Raw genomic sequence first — 18,230 nt, forward strand, 5'->3', positions numbered from 1 at the left:
TCCGGTGGCGCCTGTGAGGTTGCTGCCAGCGCGCCGGCATGGTGGGCGCGGCGGGCCGGACGGCTCCCGGCCGGTCGGCGCCCCGAGGCCTAGGGTGGGCCCGTGGGGGTGCGTCGGCGGGTCCGGGACGCGTTGATCCAGGTGTACGAGCGGCGGCTGGCCCGGGCGCTCGAGGACGCCGACGTCCCACGGCACGTCGGCGTGATCATGGACGGCAACCGGCGTTGGGCGCGGGCGATCGGCGAGGACGCGGCGCACGGACACCGCCGTGGCGCGGACAAGATCGTGGACCTCCTGGCCTGGTGCGACGACGCCGGCGTCCAGGTGGTGACCCTGTTCATGCTGTCGACCGACAACCTGCGTCGTCCCGACGACGAGATCCGCGCCCTCATGCAGATCTTCGAGGAGGTCGCGGTCGACCTCTCCCGCCCCGGCCGCCGGTGGAAGGTGCGGCAGATGGGGGCCGCGGAGGTTCTGCCCGCCGAGACGGTGGCCGTGCTCAAGCAGGCGGAGGCCGACACGTGCGACCGCGAGGGGGCCACCGTCAACCTGGCCGTCGGCTACGGCGGGCGGCGGGAGATCGCCGACGCGGTGCGCTCGCTGCTGGCCGACCACGCGGCACGGGGGACCTCGCTGGAGGAGCTGGTCGAGTCCCTCGAGGTCGAGCACATCGCCGAGCACCTGTACACGCGGGGCCAGCCCGATCCGGACCTGGTGATCCGCACCAGCGGCGAGCAGCGGTTGTCCGGCTTCCTGCTGTGGCAGACGGCGAACGCCGAGTTCCACTTCACCGACGTCTACTGGCCGGACTTCCGCCGGATCGACTTCCTGCGCGCCCTGCGCGACTACTCCGCCCGGCACCGCCGCTTCGGCGAGTGACCGCGGCTGCGAAACTGCGTCCATGACCGCCGGTGCCCTCGACCTCGCCCTGGAGTACGTGCGGCTGGGGCTGCGCTTCGACCGGCTGGAGCCCGGTTTCGTCGACGCGTACACCGGCGATCCGCGGATCCGGGCCCAGGTGCAGGACGAGCCGGCCCCGACACCGCGGCAGCTGCGGGACCGGGCGCGGGAGCTGCTGCGCGAGCTGGATGCCGCCGGGCTGCCGGAGGACCGCGCCGACTTCCTCCGGGGTCAGCTCACCGGCCTGGAGTGCAGCGCCCGCAAGATGAGCGGGGAGCCGGTCGGGTTCGTCGAGGAGGTGCGCTCCTACTTCGAGGTCGACGTCGAGCTCGGCGACGAGTCGGCCTACGCGGCCGCGCACGCCGAGCTGGACGCGCTGCTGCCGGGGGACGGCTCCCTGGCGGAGCGGTACGCCGCGCACCGCCGTCGCGAGGAGTGCCCGCCGGCCCGCCTGGAGGTCGCGGTGCAGGCGCTGTCGAGCGCCCTGCGGGACCGCGTGCGCGGCCAGTACGGCCTGCCGGAGGTCGAGACGGTCCGCTACGAGGTGGTCACCGACAAGCCGTGGTCGGGCTTCAACTACTACGAGGGCGGCTACCGGTCGCGCGTCGCGATCAACGCCGACCTGCCGCACCGGCTGTCGCAGCTGCCGCACCTGGTGGCGCACGAGTCCTACCCGGGGCACCACACGGAGCACTGCCGCAAGGAGAGCGGACTGGTGGAGCGCAGCGGCCGGCTGGAGCACACCGTGTTCCTCGTGAACACCCCGGAGTGCCTCATGGCCGAGGGCCTGGCCGACCTCGGCGTGCAGGCCGCCATCGGGGACGGCTGGGGGACCTGGTCCGCCGACGTCCTCGGCGACCTGGGCCTGCGGTTCGACGGCGTGCTGGCCGAGAAGATCGCGGCGGCGGCCGGTCCGCTGAACCGGGTCCGGCAGGACGCCGCGGTGCTGCTGCACGACCGCGGTGCCGACGCCGAGGAGGTCAGCGCCTTCCTGCAGCGCTGGTCGATGGTCAGCCCGGACCGCGCACGCCAGCAGATCCGCTTCCTGACCGATCCCCTGTGGCGGGCCTACACCTCCACCTACGTGGAGGGGTTCGCGCTGCTGTCGCGCTGGCTGGCCGACCGGCCGGCCGAGCAGCCCGTGGCCGACCGCTTCCTCCGGCTCCTCGACGAGCCGCTCACGCCCCGCCGGGTCGCCGCCGAGCTCCGGGCCGCCTGAGCCGTGCGTCCCCGGACACCTGCCCGGAAGCGGTTCCTCGGTCTGTGGACCGCGGGCTGGCTCGGGCTGCTGCTGGTCCTGGCCATGCTGCGGTTCGGGGACCCGGCGGTGCAGTGGCCCGTGCTGCTGGTGCCGGCGCTGTGGGCGCTGGTCGCGCTGCGGCCACGGCGCCGGTCGGGTCGGGCCGGGGCGCGCCGGGCGGCGCGGGAGCCGGAGACGCTCGAGGCGGAGTTGTTCCCCGACGACGGTCAGGACGACGACCCCCGCTACGACGACGCCCGGTACGACGACTCGCGCTACGACGACGCCCGGTACGGCGACGCCCGGTACGACGACGATCCGCCGACGCCGCCGCCGGGCATGCGCACCGACACCGTGGAGCGGCCCGCGCTGCGCGGTCCCTCCGACGACCGCGACGACGACCGGTGGTGACCGTCGCGCGCTGACGCCCTCGGCGAAACCGGTGGATCGTTGTCGGTGGTCTGCTGGATGCTGTCGCGCGTGATCCACGCCCGCGGTCTGGCCCGCACGTTCCGCAAGCGCAAGCAGGAGGTCCACGCCGTCGTCGGGGTGGACCTCGACGTCGCCGAGGGGGAGATCGTCGGCTTCCTCGGCCCGAACGGCGCCGGCAAGACCACGACGCTGCGCATGCTCACCACCCTGCTGGAGCCCACCGCGGGGACGGCGACCGTGGCGGGGTGCGACCTGCGCGTGGACCCGGTCGGCGTCCGGCGCCGGATCGGCTACGTCTCGCAGAGCGGCTCCACCGCGCCCGAGGCGCGGGCGGGGGAGGAGGTGGTCGACCACGCGCGCCTGTACGGCATGAGCACGGCCGAGGCGGTCGAGCGGGGGCAGCGGCTGTTCGGCGAGCTGGACCTCGACGGGCTGTGGGAGCGCCAGCCCAAGGCCATGTCCGGCGGGCAGCGGCGGCGGCTGGACATCGCCATGGGCCTGATCCACCAGCCCGGTCTGGTGTTCCTCGACGAGCCTACCACCGGCCTCGACCCGCAGGCCCGCGCCAACCTGTGGCAGCACATCCGCGCGCTGCGCGAGGAGCGGGGGACGACGGTCTTCCTCACCACCCACTACCTGGACGAGGCCGACGCGCTCTGCGACCGGATCCTGGTCATCGACCACGGCTCGATCGTCGCCGAGGGCACCCCCGACGAGCTGAAGTCGCAGGTGGGCGGCGACGTGCTGACCGTGACCGTGGAACGCCCGGAGCAGGCGCCGCAGGTGGCGGAGCTGATCGGCCGGCTGCCCGGTGCCGAACCGGCCCAGCTGCTGGGCGACCGCGTGGTCGGCCGTGTGCCCCACGGCGGCCGGGCCCTGGTGGAGCTGGTCCGCGCGCTCGACGCGGCGGGTGTCGTCGTCAGCGGCATCGAGAGCCGGCGGCCCAGCCTGGACGACGTCTTCCTCGGCCTCACCGGCCGTTCCCTGCGGGAGTCCGGCGCCGCCGGCCCCGCCGCACCGGCCCCGGAGGTGGCCGTCCGATGAGCACCCTGCTGCGTGACACCGGCATCGTCTTCAGCCGCGCCATGCGCATGTCGCTGCGCAACCCGGCCTGGCTGGTCATCAGCCTGATGCAGCCGATCCTCTACATCCTGCTGTTCGGGCCGCTCCTGGAGCCGCTGTCCGGGCAGCTGGGTCCGGGCAACGCCTACCAGATCTTCGTGCCCGGCATCCTGGTCCAGCTGGGCATGTTCGGGGCGCTGTTCGTCGGCTTCGGCCTGATCGCCGAGTGGCGGGCCGGCGTCATCGAGAGCCAGCGGGTCACGCCCGCCAGCCGCACGGCCCTGCTGCTCGGCCGGGTGCTGCGAGACGTCGTCGTCCTGCTCGTGCAGGGGACCCTGCTGGTCGTCGTGTCCATCCCGCTCGGGCTGCGGGCGCCCGTGCTCGGCGTCGTGCTGACGCTGGTCGTGGTCGCCCTGCTCGGTGCGGCGCTGGCCGCGGTCTCCTACGCGCTGGCGCTGACCCTCAAGAGCGAGGACGCGTTCGCGCCGCTGCTCAACGCCGTCGTCTTCCCGGTGGTGCTGCTGTCGGGGATCCTGCTGCCGATGAGCCTGGCGCCGGGCTGGCTGCAGGCGATCAGTGACGTCAACCCGTTCAAGCACGTGGTCGAGGCAGCGCGCGAGTTCTTCGTCGGCGGCTACGGCACGTCCACCGCCTGGTGGGGTGTGGCGATGACCCTGCTGCTCGTCGTCCTCGGCTGGGCGTTCGGCGTGCGGCGCTTCCGGCGCGAGTCGGCCTGAGCCTCCTGCCAACGGGTGGGACGGCTGTGACTCCGGTTACCCCTCCGGGTGAACAACGCGTTGCGAACCGGGTCGTGGCGGCGCTCTTGTCGGCAGGCGGGCATAGCGTCCGAGGTGAACGACGGGGAGCTGCCCCCGTCGTTCACGGGAGGCCCGGATGGTGCTGACGAGTTCGTCGACCAGGGGGGCCGGCGCCCGGCCCTCGAGCCGGGGCCCGGCCACCTTCGAACAGGGGTGCGCCTCGTCCGCGAGGTCCCACCCCACGGGAGTCGACTCGTGACCATCGCCCGCCGCACGTTCGTCCTCGACACCTCCGTCCTGCTCTCCGACCCGGGGGCGCTGCTGCGCTTCGGCGACGCCGACGTGGTCCTGCCGCTCGTCGTCATCGGAGAGCTCGAGGACAAGCGCAACCACCCCGAGCTCGGCTGGTTCGCCCGGCAGACGCTGCGCAGGCTGGACGACCTGCGGGTCGCCCACGGTCGGCTCGACGCCCCCGTCCCCATCGGCGAGTCCGGCGGGACGCTGCACGTGGAGCTCAACCACAGCGACCCCTCGGTGCTCCCGGCCGGGTTCCGCAACGACAGCAACGACTCGCGGATCATGGTGGTGGCGCTCAACCTGCGGGCGGAGGGGCGCGCGGTCTGCCTGATCACCAAGGACGTGCCGTTGCGGGTGAAGGCCGCCGCGGTGGGCCTGGACACCGACGAGTACCGCGCCCACGACGTCGTCGACGCCGGCTGGACGGGCATGGCCGAGATCTCGGTCGACGACACGGAGATCGACGCGCTGTACGAGGCGGGGGAGGCCTTCCTGCCGGCCGCCGCCGAGCTGCCCACGCACACCGGGCTGGTGCTGCTCTCCTCGCGGGGCTCGGCGCTGGGACGGGTGACGCCGGACAAGCAGGTGCGCCTGGTGCGGGGGGACCGCGAGGCCTTCGGACTGCACGGCCGGTCCGCCGAGCAGCGCATCGCCCTGGACCTGCTGCTGGACCCCGAGATCGGCATCGTGTCCCTCGGCGGCCGGGCGGGCACCGGCAAGTCGGCGCTGGCGCTGTGCGCGGGGCTGGAGTCGGTGATGGAGCGGCGGGCGCACAAGAAGGTGGTCATCTTCCGGCCGCTGTACGCCGTCGGCGGCCAGGAGCTCGGGTACCTGCCGGGTGGCGAGGGCGAGAAGATGTCGCCCTGGGCGCAGGCCGTGTACGACACGCTGGGTGCCCTGGTCTCCAAGGAGGTCCTGGACGAGATCGCCGCCCGCGACCTGATCGAGGTCCTGCCGCTGACCCACATCCGCGGTCGGTCGCTGCACGACTCGTTCGTGATCGTCGACGAGGCGCAGTCGCTCGAGCGCGGTGTGCTGCTCACCGTGCTGTCCCGGCTGGGCACCAACTCCCGGGTCGTCCTCACCCACGACGTCGCCCAGCGGGACAACCTGCGGGTCGGTCGGCACGACGGCGTCACCGCCGTCATCGAGAAGCTGAAGGGGCACGTGCTCTTCGCGCACACGACCCTCACGCGCTCCGAGCGGTCGCCCATCGCGGCCCTAGTCACCGAGATGCTGGAGGACCTGCCGATCTGACCGCCCCGCGCCGCTCCGGGGGTGTTCCTGACGCTGTGCGGGCCCTGCGGGCCCCCCCAGCGTCAGCAACACCCCCAGAGCCGGCCGTCCACAGCGCGGATCCCTGTCCACCGATCCGCCGAGGGCCTGGCTGCGCGGGGGCGGCCCCTTGACGGTCGGTGCATGACCGAACCGCCTGTCGACCCACCCGTCCGCCTCCGCCGGGACGCCCTCGCCACCGGCTGGTCCGACGCCGAACTGGCACGCGCGCTCCGCGCCGGGGAGTTGACGCGGCTGCGCCGGGGCGCCTACGTGGACGGTGCTCTCCCCACGGCGCCGGCTGCCCGGCACGCGCAGCTGGTCGAGGCGACGGTGTCGCTGCTGCGGCGACCAGCGGTGGTCGGCCACCAGTCGGCAGCGGTCCTCCTCGGGCTGCCGTTGTGGGACGTCCCGCTGGAGCGCGTCCACGTGACACGGCCGCCGGGCTCCTGGACCGACCGGAGCGCCGTGCTCTGCTGCCACGTGGCTCGCATCCGCGAGGACGAGGTGGTCGAGGTCGCCGGGATGCGGGTCACCGACCCGGTCCGCACGATGCTGGACCTGGCGCGTTCGCTGCCGCACGAGACGGCCGTGGTGGCCCTCGACGCAGCCCTCAACAAGAGGCTCCTCGAGCACGAGCAGATCCGTGCGCGGCTGTTCGACATCGTCGGATCGCCCGGGGCGCGGAGCGCGGCGAGGGTCGTCGCCGCGGCCGACGCCCGGAGTGAGAGCGTCGGGGAGAGCCGTAGCCGGGTGATCCTGCAGCGGTGGCAGCTGGCGCCTTCCGACCTGCAGTTCGAGGTGAGGTCCGGATCAGCGGCCCTGGTCGCCCGAGCGGATTTCGTCTGGGAGGGAGCCCGCCTCGTGGGGGAGTTCGACGGCCGGGTGAAGTACGGAAGGTTGCTTCGGCCGGGTCAGGAACCGGGGGATGCCGTCTTCGCCGAGAAGCGTAGGGAGGACGCCGTCAGAGACGAGCAGTGGGGCGTGGTGCGGTGGGTCTGGGCGGAGCTGGCCGCGCCGCACCGGCTGGCCGCGAAGGTGCGCAGGGCCAAGGAGCGGGCCGGCCGCCGCGCGGGGTGACGGCTCTGGGGGCCCTGCACACGCTGTCCGGGTCCTGCAGGGCGGGGACAGCGGCAGTTGAGCTCCCAGACGCCTCAGGCGGTGGCGGGCTCGTCCTCGGCCTCGGCCTCGGCCTCGGCGGCCGGACGGCGGGCGGCGGGCCGGCGTCTGCGCTGCGGTTCCGGCTTCGGCGGGGCCGCCACGGCGCGGACCAGCGCGACGGCGGCCCAGCCGGCCAGCAGGCACCAGGGCAGCCGGTTCACCATCTCCTCGGTCGTGAAGTCGCCGCGCAGCCCGAGCGCGAGCACCGGCAGGGCCAGCACGAACCCGACGAGGAGGACGTCCCAGCGGAACGGGCTCATGCCTGCGGGCTGTCCAGGCGCTCGCAGAGCAGCGAGGCCCAGCGGTGCGGGGTGGCGCGGACGCCGTCGAGGAGGGCCACGGGCACGGTCAGGCGCTGCAGGACCGCGGCCGGGTCGGCGCTCAGGTCGGTGTCCTGCACGGCCAGCGCGTCCACCCGCGGCAGCCCGTCCAGCCACAGCTCGAGGTCCTCGGGCTTGCGGGTCGCCTCCACGACGGCCCACACCGCGGCCGGCGACCAGATCGCCAGCATCTGGGCCATCCAGTACGCGTCGCTGCGCAGCGGCGCGTCGACCGCGACGATGGTCAGCGTGCCGGAGTTCGCGGCCTCCTGGCGGCGGTCGAGGGCCGCGTCGATGGTGGTCATGCGGCTGGCCTTCGGGGCGAGCCCGGCCAGGTCGCCGCGGGTGGCCCACTGCACCCGGTCGGGGTCCAGTCGCAGGGCCGCGGCCAGGGAGCGGGCGGCGCGCAGCGTCTCGACGCCCGGACCCACGACGAACAGCACCTCACCGGCACCGGTCGGCAGCACCGGCACCTCCGGCAGGCTGGTGGCCAGCGCCTGGGTCAGGGCGGCGTAGGTGCCGTCCGCGGCGACCGCGGCGGTGAAGCCGGCACCCAGCAGCTGCTCGGGGAGGCCGAGCGCGACGAGTCCGGCCACCACCTCCTGCGGCGTGCTCGGGACGGTCCGGGGGGCCGGCTGCGGGGCAGCGGTCTCGGGCTCGGAGTCGTCCAGCTCGGGCATCTCGGGCAGGTCGGGGCCGGCCATCAGCGGGGCCACGGGCAGCCGGGTGACGGTCGCCAGGGTGCGCGGCGCCGGTGCGCCGGCGCGCGACCCCTCGGCGACGACGGGCTTCTCCGTGGCGACGGGCTTCTCGGTGGCGGGCTTCTCGGTGGCGACGGGCTTCTCGACGGCGGGCAGCTCGGCGGCCGCCGTCTCCTCGCGCTCCTCGGCCTCGGTGGTCTCCGGTGCCTCGGCCGTCGTGGCGCGCCGCGACGGCGGCACCGCCGGGCGACCGGACGCCGGCGGGACCGGGGGCAGGCCGCGGCCGCGGCTGCCGGGCCGGGCGGGCAGCAGGGAGATGCGCGGCATGACGGTGGTCGCATCGAGCGACATCGTCATGGGCGCCGGGTCGCTGGCCGTGCGGGCGAGCATCGGGGCCAGCTCGGCGACGGCCTCGGCGACGGGCAGGGACTCGTCGTGGGCGCCGGCGACCTCGGCGGCGGCCGGGCGTGCCCGCACGGCCGGCTCCACCGGAGCGGGCGCGACCTCCTCGACGGCGGGCTCGGGGGCGGACACCGGAGCCTCGGCGACCAGCTGCGCCGGGGTGGGCTCCGGGTGGACGAACGCTTCCTCGACAGGGGTGGCGACGTCCCGCGCGGCGGCCGGCTCGGGCACCTCGACAGCGACCGGCTCGACGGCAGCGAGCTGCACGGCGACGGGCGCGACGGCGACCGTCTCGACAGCGGGGGACTCGACGGCGACGGGCTCGACGACGGCGGGCTCGACGACGGGGGCCGACGCGGGGTCGGGGCGGACGACCTCGGCCCAGATCGGCGCGTCGGCGCCGTGGGCGGGGACGGGCTCCTCGGCGACCGGTTCCCCCCACAGCGGGGTGGAGGCGACAGCCGGCGCGGCGACGGGGAGGTCCCAGCCGAGGTCGCTGGTGAGCGGCGCGGCGGTGGACGTCCCGAACAGGGAGTGGCTCGACGAGCGGAGGTCCCACCCGGCGGCGACCTCGGCGATGAGCGGGGCAGGGGCAGGGGCAGCCTGGACGACCGGCTCGACGACCCGCTCGACGACCGGAGCGGTCACCGGCGCGGGGGCCGGCTCGTGCGCCACGGTGGGGGTCGCGACGGTGGGCGGCGCGACGACCGGAGCAGCGACGACGGGCTCGGTCGGCGCGGCCGGGCGCTCGACGACGACAGCGGCGGGCGGCTCGGCGGCGGGCGGCTCCGCGATGGCCTCCCGCGGGGAGTTCCCGGCGAGCATCTTGCGTAGGATCCCGGCCAGTGCCTCGTCGGAGTGGCCCTGCGCCAGGGCCGACCGCAGCGCCTCGGCGATCTCCTCCTGACGGGAGGAGGCGGCGGGGGCGACGGTCTCCTGCGAAGCGGCCCAGGTGGGCACGTCCACCGGGCCGGCCGTGCTCGTGGAGGGCGGCGTGACGACCTGTTCTCCCACCGTTGTCTCCTCCTGGTGCACGGTCGTGGACCGCATAGACGTGTCTGCTGAACGGATGGCCGCGGCCAGGGACGGACGCGGGGCCGGGGTGTCCGGCACCAGCTGGTCCTGGCGTGGACGCCGGGCCGGCTCCTCGACGCGACGGGCGAGCGGCTCCTCGACGGGGCGGGCGACCGGCTCCTCGACGGGGCGGAAGGCCGGCACGTCGACGTGCCGATCCGCCGGCTCCTCCAGGGCCTGCGCGACCGCGTGGCGCACGTCGCGGTCCCCGGCCACCATGCGCGCCAGCGCGGCGGTGAACGGTGAGGGGGCGTCCGAGGCCTCGGCGGCCGCGAGCGCGGCGGCGAAGGGTGATCCGGTCGGGACGGCCTTCTCGGCGGGAGCGCCGATCGACGTCGGCCCGGCCGGCGCGCTGTCCCGCGACGGGGCGGAGGGGCGGCTGGTCCGGGGGAAGGCCGCCCGCGGGAAGGCGGTCCCGTCGGTGGCCGGACCGGCAGCCGGAGCGGTCACCGGGGCAGCGGCCGGAGCGGTGGCCGGCCGGGCCGGGGCCGCGCCCTGACGCGCCGGAGTCGCGAAATCGCGGGCCGGAGCCGCGACCTGACGGACCGGAGCAGCGACCTGGCGGGCCGGAGCAGCGACCTGGCGGGCCGGTGCAGCGGTCGGCCGGGCGGCGGGGGTGGCGCCGAGCAGGCCGGCGAGCTCGTCCAGGCGCTCGTCGTCGTCGGAGGGGAGCGTGGGCCGGGCGGCGGGCCGCGGTCCGGTGCCGGGGGTGCGCTCGCCGCCGGGCCGGGCGGCTTCGGCTGCCCAGGCGGCGGCACCGTTCCGGGCCGGCGCTGCCGCGCGAGCGGGGGAGGCCGACGCCAGCGGGGAGTCGTAGGACGCGACGGGGGCGGCGGGCGCGGGGCCGCTCGACGGCGTGGGCAGGCCGGGGCGGCCGATCTGGTCGGCGACCTCGGCGACGTACCGCTCGGTGGCGAAGAACCCGAGCACCCCGCCGGAACGCACCCGGCGCACACCCACCACACGCGCGTGGGGGCCGAACTGCTCGCGTGCCGCGGCGATCGCGTCGTCGCGGGTGGCGGCCTCAACGGATCGCAACGGCACCGCTCACCACTCCCAGCGACTCGATCTGCGCTGTCCGGGACACCTCCGCGTAGGAGATGACGGGCAGCCGGGGAAGAATCTGGCGCATCAGGCGCGACAGGGCGGCGCGGACCTGGGGCGAGCAGACGAGGACCGGGGACAGCCCCGACCGCTCGGCCTCCTCGAGCAGCCCGCTGCAGCCGGAGACGAGGGCGTCGACCGCGCCGGCGTCGAGGGCCAGGACGGCCCCCATGTCGGACTGGCGGACGGCCTCGAGCAGGCGCTGCTCGAAGCCGGGCTCCAGCGTGAAGACGTGCAGCCGCTCGTCCGGGGTGACGTAGGGCTGGCTGATCGCCGAGCCGAGTGCCGCCCGGGCCGCCTCGACGAGACCGTCGAGTTCGGTCGAGGACTTCGCACGTACAGAGAGTGCCTCGAAGATGCGGACCAGGTCCCGGATCGACACACCCTCGGCGAGCAACGCGTGCAACACGCGTTGCACCTCTCCCAGGGTGAGCAGGGTGGGGGTCAGTTCCTCGACGACGACGGGGTGCGAGCGCCGCACCATCTCCACGAGGAGGCGCACGTCCTCCCGGCCGAGGAGGTCCGCGGCGTTCTGCCGCACGACCTCGGCCAGGTGGGTGGTGATCACCGAGGAGCGGTCGACGACGGTCGCGCCGGCCATCTCCGCGGCCCGCTGCAGCTCCGCCGGCACCCACTTGGCGGCGAGCCCGAACACCGGCTCGCGGGTGGGCTTGCCGGGCAGGCCGTCCAGCCCGTCGCCGATGGCGAGCACCGTGCCGGCGGGGGAGCTGCCCTTGGCCACGGGGACGCCGTTGAGCCAGATGACGTACTGCGACGACGGCAGGTCGAGGTTGTCGCGGGTGCGCACGAGCGGGATGACCAGGCCGGTCTCCATGGCGACCTTCCGGCGCAGCGCCTTCACCCGGTCCAGGAGGTCACCGCCGCGCGAGGCGTCGACCAGGTCGACCAGGTCGAAGGCCACCTCGAGCTCGAGCGGGTCGACCCGCATCTTCTCGGCGATCGCCTCGGGGGAGTCAGGTGCCGGCTCCAGCTCGGCCGCCGCGGCCGCGGCCTCGGCCTCCTCGTCGGGCTCCTCGACGTCGGTCATCCGGCTGGCGATGATCAGGAACAGCCCGCCGACGAGCAGGAAGGGCAGCTTGGGCAGGCCGGGGATCAGGCAGAGCGCGAGGGCCGCGCCGCCGGCGATGCGCACGGACTGCTTGAAGCGGCCGAGCTGGGCGAGCAGGTCGGTGCCCATGTCGCCCTCGGTGGCCGACCGGGTCACGATGATGCCGGTCGCGGTGGACATCAGCAGGGCCGGGATCATCGAGACCAGGCCGTCGCCGACGGTCAGCAGCGAGAAGGTCGAGACCGCCTCGCCGGGAGCCATGCCCCGCTGCATGACGCCGATCGCGAAGCCACCGATGAGGTTCACCAGCGTGACGACGATGCCGGCGATGGCGTCGCCCTTCACGAACTTCGAGGCGCCGTCCATCGAGCCGTAGAAGTCCGCTTCGGCGGTGACCTCCTGGCGGCGCTTGCGGGCCTGCTTCTCGTTGATGAGGCCGGCGTTGAGGTCGGCGTCGATGGCCATCTGCTTGCCGGGCATGGCGTCGAGGGTGAAGCGGGCCCCGACCTCGGCCACGCGGCCGGCACCGTTGGTGATGACCACGAACTGCACGATGGTCAGGATCAGGAAGATGACCATGCCGACGATCAGCGAGCCGCCGATGACGATGTGGCCGAACGCCTCGATCACCTTGCCGGCGTAGCCGTCGGTGAGCACCAGGCGGGTCGAGGAGACGTTGAGCGAGAGCCGGAACAGCGTCGCGACCAGGAGCAGCGACGGGAAGACCGCGAAGTCCAGCGGCTTCTTGATCTGCATCGCGACCAGCAGGACCAGCAGCGAGACCGCGAGGTTGACCCCGATGAGCAGGTCCATCATCGCCGCGGGGAGGGGCACCACCAGCATGAGCACGATGGCGACGACGCCGATCGGGACGGCGGCCTTGCCCAGCCCCTTCACTGGCCCGCTCCGGGCGCTGACGACGGCTGACTCACCCCTGCTTCATCGGCAGGCGGGCGGGACGCCGGTACGGCGGGGGAGTGGTCGGCGGGCGGGGGGAGCCCACCCGTCACTCCCGTTTCAGGCGGCCGTGGGGGCCCGACGGCGGCCGGCCTTGGGCAGGTCGGTGACCTCCGGGGGCTCGAAGCCGGGCCGGTGGAAGCCGCCGCGCACGCCGCGGGCGCCCAGGTGCATGACGAAGGCCAGCACCCGCGCGACGGCGTTGAACAGCTGCGGCGGCACCTCCTGGCCGATCTCGCAGGAGGCGTGCAGCGCCCGGGCGAGCGGGATGTCCTGGACCAGCGGGACCCGGGCCTCGGCGGCGCGCTCGCGCAGCTTCGCCGCGACCTCGCCGGCACCCTTGGCCACGACCCGCGGAGCGCCCTTGTCGGCCTCGTACTTCAGCGCCACCGCGACGTGCGTGGGGTTGACCAGCAGGACGTCGGCCTCGGCGACCTCGGCCATCATCCGGTTCCGGGACATCTGCATCTGGACGCCGCGGCGGTGCGCCTTCATGTAGGGGTCACCCTCGGCCTGCTTGTGCTCCTGCGTGATCTCGTACTTGCTCATCTTCAGCTGTTTCATCATCTTCTTGCGCACGACGACGTAGTCGGCGACGGCGATGACCAGGCCGGTGACGGCGACGACGCGGAACATCAGGACGGCGGAGTCGGCGAAGGTGGCCGCGACCGCCGAGAGCGGCAGCGCGCCGGCCGACGAGACCAGCGCCTGCGCCCGGTCGCTGGTCACGATGACCACCGTGCCGAGGGCGGCGGTCTTGATCAGCGCCTTCGACGTCTCCCACAGGCCCTGGGTGCCGAACATGCGCTTGAACCCGGGGAACGGGTTGAACTTCTTGAGCGTCGGCTTCATCGGCTTGCCCGCGAAGTGCACGCCGCCCTGCGCGGCCGACGCCGCGACGCCGACCACCAGGAGCGCGACGGCGGTGGGCAGCAGCGTCGTCAGGAACGCGATGAGCGCCTGGCCGAGCAGCTCCGTGACCGACTCGATCTCCGGGTTCTTCGCCACCCGGCCGACGTGCACGAACAGCTGCTGCACGGCGTCGAACGCGTTGCCCACCATCATCGGCAGCAGCGCGCTGGCCGCCGCCACCCCGAGCCAGGTGCCCAGCTCCTGGGTCCTCGGGATCTGCCCCTCTTTGCGCGCCTTCTTCAGGCGCTGAGGAGTTGGTGCCTCGGTCTTCTCACCGCCCGGGCCGTCCTTCGCCATCAGGCGTCCGTCCGCGCGGCCATCAGCCGCTGCGCAGGGAGATCATGGCGCGGACACCGTTCTCGAGGAGGGTGTCCAGGGCCGGCGGGAGCAGCGGGAAGGTGAGCCCGAGCATCGTCAGGGTGAGCATGATCTTCACCGGGAAGCCGAGCGTGAAGACGTTGAGCGCAGGGGCCGCCCGGCTCAGCAGCGCCAGGGCGACGTCGGCCAGCAGCAGGACGGCCACCATCGGCCCGGCGATCTGCAGCGCGGCCAGGAACATCATCGAGAACGCGGTGATGAGCACCGAGGCGAGCTGGTCGGTCGGGACGTCACCGCCCACCGGCAGCCCCTGGTAGGAGGTGGCGAACCCCTTCACCATCAGCAGGTGCCCGCCGCTGGTGAACAGCAGGGTGGAGGCCAGCAGGTAGTGCAGCTTGCCCAGCGAGCTGTTCTGGGTCATTGCCATGGGGTCGTAGCCGGGCTGCAGCGAGAAACCGCCGGCGACGTCGAGGATGTCGCCGGCCATCTGCACCGCGGTGAACAGCACCTGGACGACGAAGCCGAGGGCTGCGCCGATGATGACCTCGGTGACGGCGGTGACCACCAGGAAGCCGGCGGTGGGCGTCGGCAGCGTCGGCGCGATCTGCGTCGACAGCAGCACCGACAGCGCCAGGGCGAGCGCGCCCTTGACCGCGCCGGGGATGACCCGCGAGTTGAACGGCGGCGCCAGCAGGACGAAGCCGGCGGCACGCGCCGTCCCCAGGAGCAGGGCCGCGAGCGTGACCGCCGGGACCGAGAGGTCCATGGCGGCTACGTCCGGTCGAGGAGCGCCGGCAGCTGGTCGAACAGGGTCTGGGTGAAGCTCACCAGCTCGGAGAGGACCCAGTTCCCGGTCACCAGGAGGGCGATGGCGACGGCGATCATCTTCGGCACGAAGGAGAGCGTGGCCTCCTGGATCTGGGTGGCCGCCTGGAACAGCGAGATGAGGAAGCCCACCAGCAGGGCGGTCAGCAGGATCGGGGCGGCGACCTTGGCGGCGACCATCATGGTCTGGGCCGCGATGTCGGTGACGTCGGCGTCGCTCATGACTACCCGGTCCCCCCGTACGAGCCCACCAGCGCGGTGGTGATCAACGCCCAGCCGTCGACGACGACGAAGAGCAGCAGCTTGAAGGGCAGGGAGACGATGGTCGGCGGGACCATCATCATGCCGAGCGCCATGAGGGCGGCGCTGACGAGCATGTCGAGCACCAGGAACGGGATGAAGATGACCAGCCCGATGATGAAGGCGCTCTTCAGCTCCGAGAGCACGAACGCCGGGATCAGCGTGGTCATGCTGACCGCGGTGGCGTCGGCCGGCTTCTCCTCGCCGGACAGGTCGATCATCAGCGCGAGCTCGTCCTCGCGGGTGTTGTCCAGCAGGAACTCGCGCAGCGGCACGACGCCGCTGTCGTAGGCCTGCGAGACCGTGATCGCGCCCTCCATGTAGGGCTGGACGGCGACCTCGTTGATGTCGGAGAAGACCGGCCCCATCACGAACAGGGTCAGGAACAGCGCGATGCCGGTGAGCACCTGGTTCGGCGGCGAGGTCGCCATGCCGAGCGCGTTCCGGGTCAGGCCCAGCACCACGATGATCTTGGTGAACGAGGTGGCGAGGAGCAGCACCGACGGCGCGACGGACAGCACCGTGATCGCCAGGATCAGCGTGATGGAGCTGCTCGGCGAGCCGTCGCCGATGGAGATGTCCACGGTGCCGTCGACCGCGGGGGCCGTCGGCGCCACGGGGGCGGTGGGCGCGGTCGGCGCGGCCGCCGCTGGGTCGGCGAGCAGGACCGCGGCGACGCCGGCGAGGAGCACCAGCAGGAGGACCACGGCGCCGTTGCGCCAGGTCCGCGGGCTGCCGAGAAGCGGCAGCGGGCGCACCGGGGCGGTCATGACCGGCGCACCGTCCGCTCACGGAGCTCGTCGACCAGGGTGCCCCAGCCGTTGCGGTCCAGCACCGAGCCGACCAGCACGCCGTCGGAGGAGGCGCGCGCCGCGACCAGCGAGGGCGCGGGGCGGGGGGCCGGCACCTCGACGTCCTCGGCCTCGGCCACGCGGGCCCGGGCGGGCCGCCGGTCGGCCAGGGCGTCCTCGACAGCGTCGGGGTCGACCTCGGCCAGGAGGGTCACCTGCTCCTCGGTGGCACCGATGACCAGCACCAGGTCGGCGATGCGGACGACGTTGACCGAGCTGGTCCGGCCCATGCGCTGCCGGGCGATGACCTCGATGAGGCCGTTGCCCTGCCCGAGGCCCTTCTTCTTGGCCAGCCGGGCGGCGAACCAGAGCACACCGCCGATGAGGGCGAGGGAGAGGAAGAGGCGGATGATCATCCAGGTCATGCGCTGGCACCCAGTTCCGCCGCGGCCGCGTCGGTCACGATCTCGCTGATCCGCAGGCCGAAGTCCTCGTCGACGACGACGACCTCACCGCGGGCGATCAGCGTGCCGTTCACCAGCAGGTCGGCCGGCGCGCTGGCGGCGCGGTCGAGCTCGACCACCTCGCCGGGGTGCAGGGAGAGCAGCTCCTGCACCGTCATCCGGGTGCGGCCGATCTCCACGGTGACCTCCATGGCCACGTGGCGGAGCAGCTCCAGGCTGCCGCGCTGCTCACGACCGGCGGTGGGCAGGGTGACCTGCAGGGCGAAGGTGGCCTGGTGCTCGCCGTCGGCCATGAGCGGGACGGCGACGAACATGCCCTTGTCGCGCAGCCCGTCCAGGGCGGCGACCGGTTCCTCGGTGCGCTCGGAGGCGACGCGGACGCGGCCCAGGCTGGCGGCGGCGGCCTCGAGCGCCGGGCGCAGCGCGGCGGAGACGTCCATCTGACCCACGGGGGAGTTCTGCAGGGCGTCGACGACCTCCCCGGAGAGCACCAGCACGACGTCGCCGGACACCTCGCCGGACAGCCCGGCGGTGACCGCCAGGGCGGCGGTCGGGGGGAGCGGGACGGTGTCCGGGTCGCTCACCGGCGCGCCGGGCACGAGCGCGGAGGTCGAGGGGACCAGCGACGCGGCGGCCCGCGCTGCGGCGACGACGACCGCCGTCACGGTCTGGGAGTCCTGCGAGTCGGTGCGGGGCGCGGTCATGCGGAGTCCTTCGCGGCGTGCGGAGCGTGCGGGGTGGGGACGATCGAGGCGGCCAGGCGGCGCCGGTGGTTGCTGGCGATCGCGTAGGCGAACGTCACGTCGTTGGTGGTGACCTCCAGGGGGCTGTCACGCGGATGGCGCAGCAGCAGGACGTCGTCCACGGCGAGGGAGAGCAGGTCGGAGGAGGAGACGGTCAGCGGTGCGAAGCGGACGCTGACGTCGACCGGCACCAGGTTGAGCCGGGCGGCCAGGGCCTCGCGGGCGCGGGCCCGCTTGCGCAGGGCCTGCTCCGACAGCTGCGGGGACGCGGCGTTGTTGAGCGACTGGGCGAACGAGGAGAACGGCAGCACGACGGTCGCCTCGCCCTCGCGGGCCCCGACGGCCATCTCGAACGTGGCCACCATGACGGTGTCCGAGCCGGCGGCGGCCTGCGCGAGCTGCGGGTTGTACTCCCGCCCGACGAGCACCGGCTGGATCTCGGTGATCGGCTGCAGCGACCGGGCGAACTCCTCGAACAACCGCTCCAGGAGGTGGTTGGTGATGCTGGTCTCCATGCCGGTCATCGGCCGGTTGGGCTGCGCCGCGTTCCCGGAGCCGCCCAGCATGTGGTCGACCATCGACATGGCGATGTCCAGCGGGAACGCCAGCATCCCCTTGCCCGCCAGCGGCTCCATCGTGAAGGTGGAGATGAAGGAGGGGTTGGGCAGCAGACCGATGTAGTCGTCGTAGGAGAACTGCTCGATGCCGACGAGCTCGAGCCGGGCGCCGGCCCGCAGGAACGTGGTCAGGATCGTGGTGGCCTGGCGGGCGAAGTTCTCCTGCGCGATCTGCATGACCCGCACGTGCTCGCGGGAGAGCTTGGTCGGCCGCCGGAAGTCGTAGGTCCGGGGGGCCCCGCGCCGCCCGCGGCTGGCGGGGGAGGAGGCGGGAGCCGCTGCCGCGGCGGCCGCGGTGGGAGCGGTCTCCGGGGCCTCGGTCGGAGCGGCATCCGGGGCCGCGTCCGGGGCCGGCGCGGCGGCCGGGGCCGGTCCGGTCTCGGGGGTGGTCACGAAGTCCCTCATCGGCGGGTGCCGGGGGGACCCTGACCGGGCGGCGGAGCGGTGCGGTGACGCCCGTGGTGGCGGTGGCCGGTGGGACCCGTGGGACACCGCAGGGGTGCCCTCC

Annotated in this window: 17 protein-coding genes; 7 read left to right on the forward strand and 10 right to left on the reverse strand. The window is 73.9% G+C overall.

Annotation, left to right across the window (positions count from 1 at the left end):
- Positions 1-102 precede the first annotated feature (102 nt).
- The 7 genes from GCU60_RS07050 (at position 103) to GCU60_RS07080 (ending at position 7,044) form a co-directional block, all read left to right on the forward strand.
- Positions 103-879 (forward strand): isoprenyl transferase, encoded by a 777-nt coding sequence (locus tag GCU60_RS07050; RefSeq protein WP_163203577.1) that lies wholly within the window; start codon positions 103-105, stop codon positions 877-879.
- 22 nt (positions 880-901) lie between these two features.
- Entirely contained in the window at positions 902-2,119 is a 1,218-nt protein-coding gene (locus GCU60_RS07055; protein WP_163203579.1) for a DUF885 domain-containing protein, read from the forward strand.
- 3 nt (positions 2,120-2,122) lie between these two features.
- On the forward strand, positions 2,123-2,551 hold the full coding sequence (locus GCU60_RS07060) for a hypothetical protein (RefSeq protein ID WP_163203362.1): 429 nt from the start codon (positions 2,123-2,125) through the stop codon (positions 2,549-2,551).
- A gap of 69 nt (positions 2,552-2,620) precedes the next feature.
- Complete coding sequence (locus GCU60_RS07065) at positions 2,621-3,616, forward strand: ATP-binding cassette domain-containing protein (RefSeq protein WP_163203581.1); 996 nt, start codon at positions 2,621-2,623, stop codon at positions 3,614-3,616.
- Positions 3,613-4,371 (forward strand): ABC transporter permease, encoded by a 759-nt coding sequence (locus GCU60_RS07070; RefSeq protein ID WP_163203583.1) that lies wholly within the window; start codon positions 3,613-3,615, stop codon positions 4,369-4,371. The genes GCU60_RS07065 and GCU60_RS07070 overlap by 4 nt, the downstream gene beginning before the upstream one ends.
- A 276-nt stretch (positions 4,372-4,647) precedes the next feature.
- Positions 4,648-5,946, forward strand: a complete 1,299-nt coding sequence (locus GCU60_RS07075) for a PhoH family protein (RefSeq protein WP_345770451.1) — start codon at positions 4,648-4,650, stop codon at positions 5,944-5,946.
- A 162-nt stretch (positions 5,947-6,108) separates the two neighbouring features.
- On the forward strand, positions 6,109-7,044 hold the full coding sequence (locus GCU60_RS07080) for a type IV toxin-antitoxin system AbiEi family antitoxin domain-containing protein (RefSeq protein ID WP_163203585.1): 936 nt from the start codon (positions 6,109-6,111) through the stop codon (positions 7,042-7,044).
- A 74-nt stretch (positions 7,045-7,118) separates the two neighbouring features.
- Here the strand turns inward: GCU60_RS07080 and GCU60_RS07085 are convergent, their stop codons facing one another.
- From GCU60_RS07085 to GCU60_RS07130, 10 genes are all read right to left on the reverse strand, one after another.
- The gene (locus GCU60_RS07085; RefSeq protein ID WP_163203587.1) at positions 7,119-7,385 is read right to left on the reverse strand and encodes a hypothetical protein; all 267 of its coding nucleotides are present in this window, start codon (positions 7,383-7,385) and stop codon (positions 7,119-7,121) included.
- Positions 7,382-10,666 (reverse strand): hypothetical protein, encoded by a 3,285-nt coding sequence (locus GCU60_RS07090; protein WP_163203589.1) that lies wholly within the window; start codon positions 10,664-10,666, stop codon positions 7,382-7,384. Before GCU60_RS07090 ends, GCU60_RS07085 begins: the two co-directional genes overlap by 4 nt.
- The gene (flhA, locus tag GCU60_RS07095) at positions 10,647-12,692 is read right to left on the reverse strand and encodes a flagellar biosynthesis protein FlhA (protein WP_163203591.1); all 2,046 of its coding nucleotides are present in this window, start codon (positions 12,690-12,692) and stop codon (positions 10,647-10,649) included. The genes GCU60_RS07090 and flhA overlap by 20 nt, the downstream gene beginning before the upstream one ends.
- A 120-nt stretch (positions 12,693-12,812) precedes the next feature.
- A complete protein-coding gene (locus GCU60_RS07100) occupies positions 12,813-13,961 on the reverse strand; it encodes an EscU/YscU/HrcU family type III secretion system export apparatus switch protein (protein ID WP_163203593.1) in 1,149 nt (382 codons plus the stop codon).
- Between the two features lie 22 nt (positions 13,962-13,983).
- Positions 13,984-14,748: a flagellar biosynthetic protein FliR gene (fliR, locus tag GCU60_RS07105; RefSeq protein WP_163203595.1), complete on the reverse strand. Its 765-nt coding sequence runs from the start codon at positions 14,746-14,748 to the stop codon at positions 13,984-13,986.
- Positions 14,749-14,753: 5 nt separating this feature from the next.
- On the reverse strand, positions 14,754-15,029 hold the full coding sequence (gene fliQ / locus GCU60_RS07110) for a flagellar biosynthesis protein FliQ (protein ID WP_163203597.1): 276 nt from the start codon (positions 15,027-15,029) through the stop codon (positions 14,754-14,756).
- 2 nt (positions 15,030-15,031) lie between these two features.
- Entirely contained in the window at positions 15,032-15,877 is an 846-nt protein-coding gene (gene fliP / locus GCU60_RS07115) for a flagellar type III secretion system pore protein FliP (protein WP_163203599.1), read from the reverse strand.
- A complete protein-coding gene (locus GCU60_RS07120; protein ID WP_204261577.1) occupies positions 15,874-16,323 on the reverse strand; it encodes a FliO/MopB family protein in 450 nt (149 codons plus the stop codon). The genes fliP and GCU60_RS07120 overlap by 4 nt, the downstream gene beginning before the upstream one ends.
- Positions 16,320-17,066, reverse strand: a complete 747-nt coding sequence (gene fliN / locus GCU60_RS07125) for a flagellar motor switch protein FliN (RefSeq protein ID WP_163203601.1) — start codon at positions 17,064-17,066, stop codon at positions 16,320-16,322. The genes GCU60_RS07120 and fliN overlap by 4 nt, the downstream gene beginning before the upstream one ends.
- The gene (locus GCU60_RS07130; RefSeq protein WP_163203603.1) at positions 17,063-18,115 is read right to left on the reverse strand and encodes a FliM/FliN family flagellar motor switch protein; all 1,053 of its coding nucleotides are present in this window, start codon (positions 18,113-18,115) and stop codon (positions 17,063-17,065) included. The genes fliN and GCU60_RS07130 overlap by 4 nt, the downstream gene beginning before the upstream one ends.
- Positions 18,116-18,230: the final 115 nt, after the last annotated feature.

Source organism: Blastococcus saxobsidens (genome assembly GCF_010682065.1).
Taxonomy (GTDB): Bacteria; Actinomycetota; Actinomycetes; order Mycobacteriales; family Geodermatophilaceae; genus Blastococcus; species Blastococcus saxobsidens_B.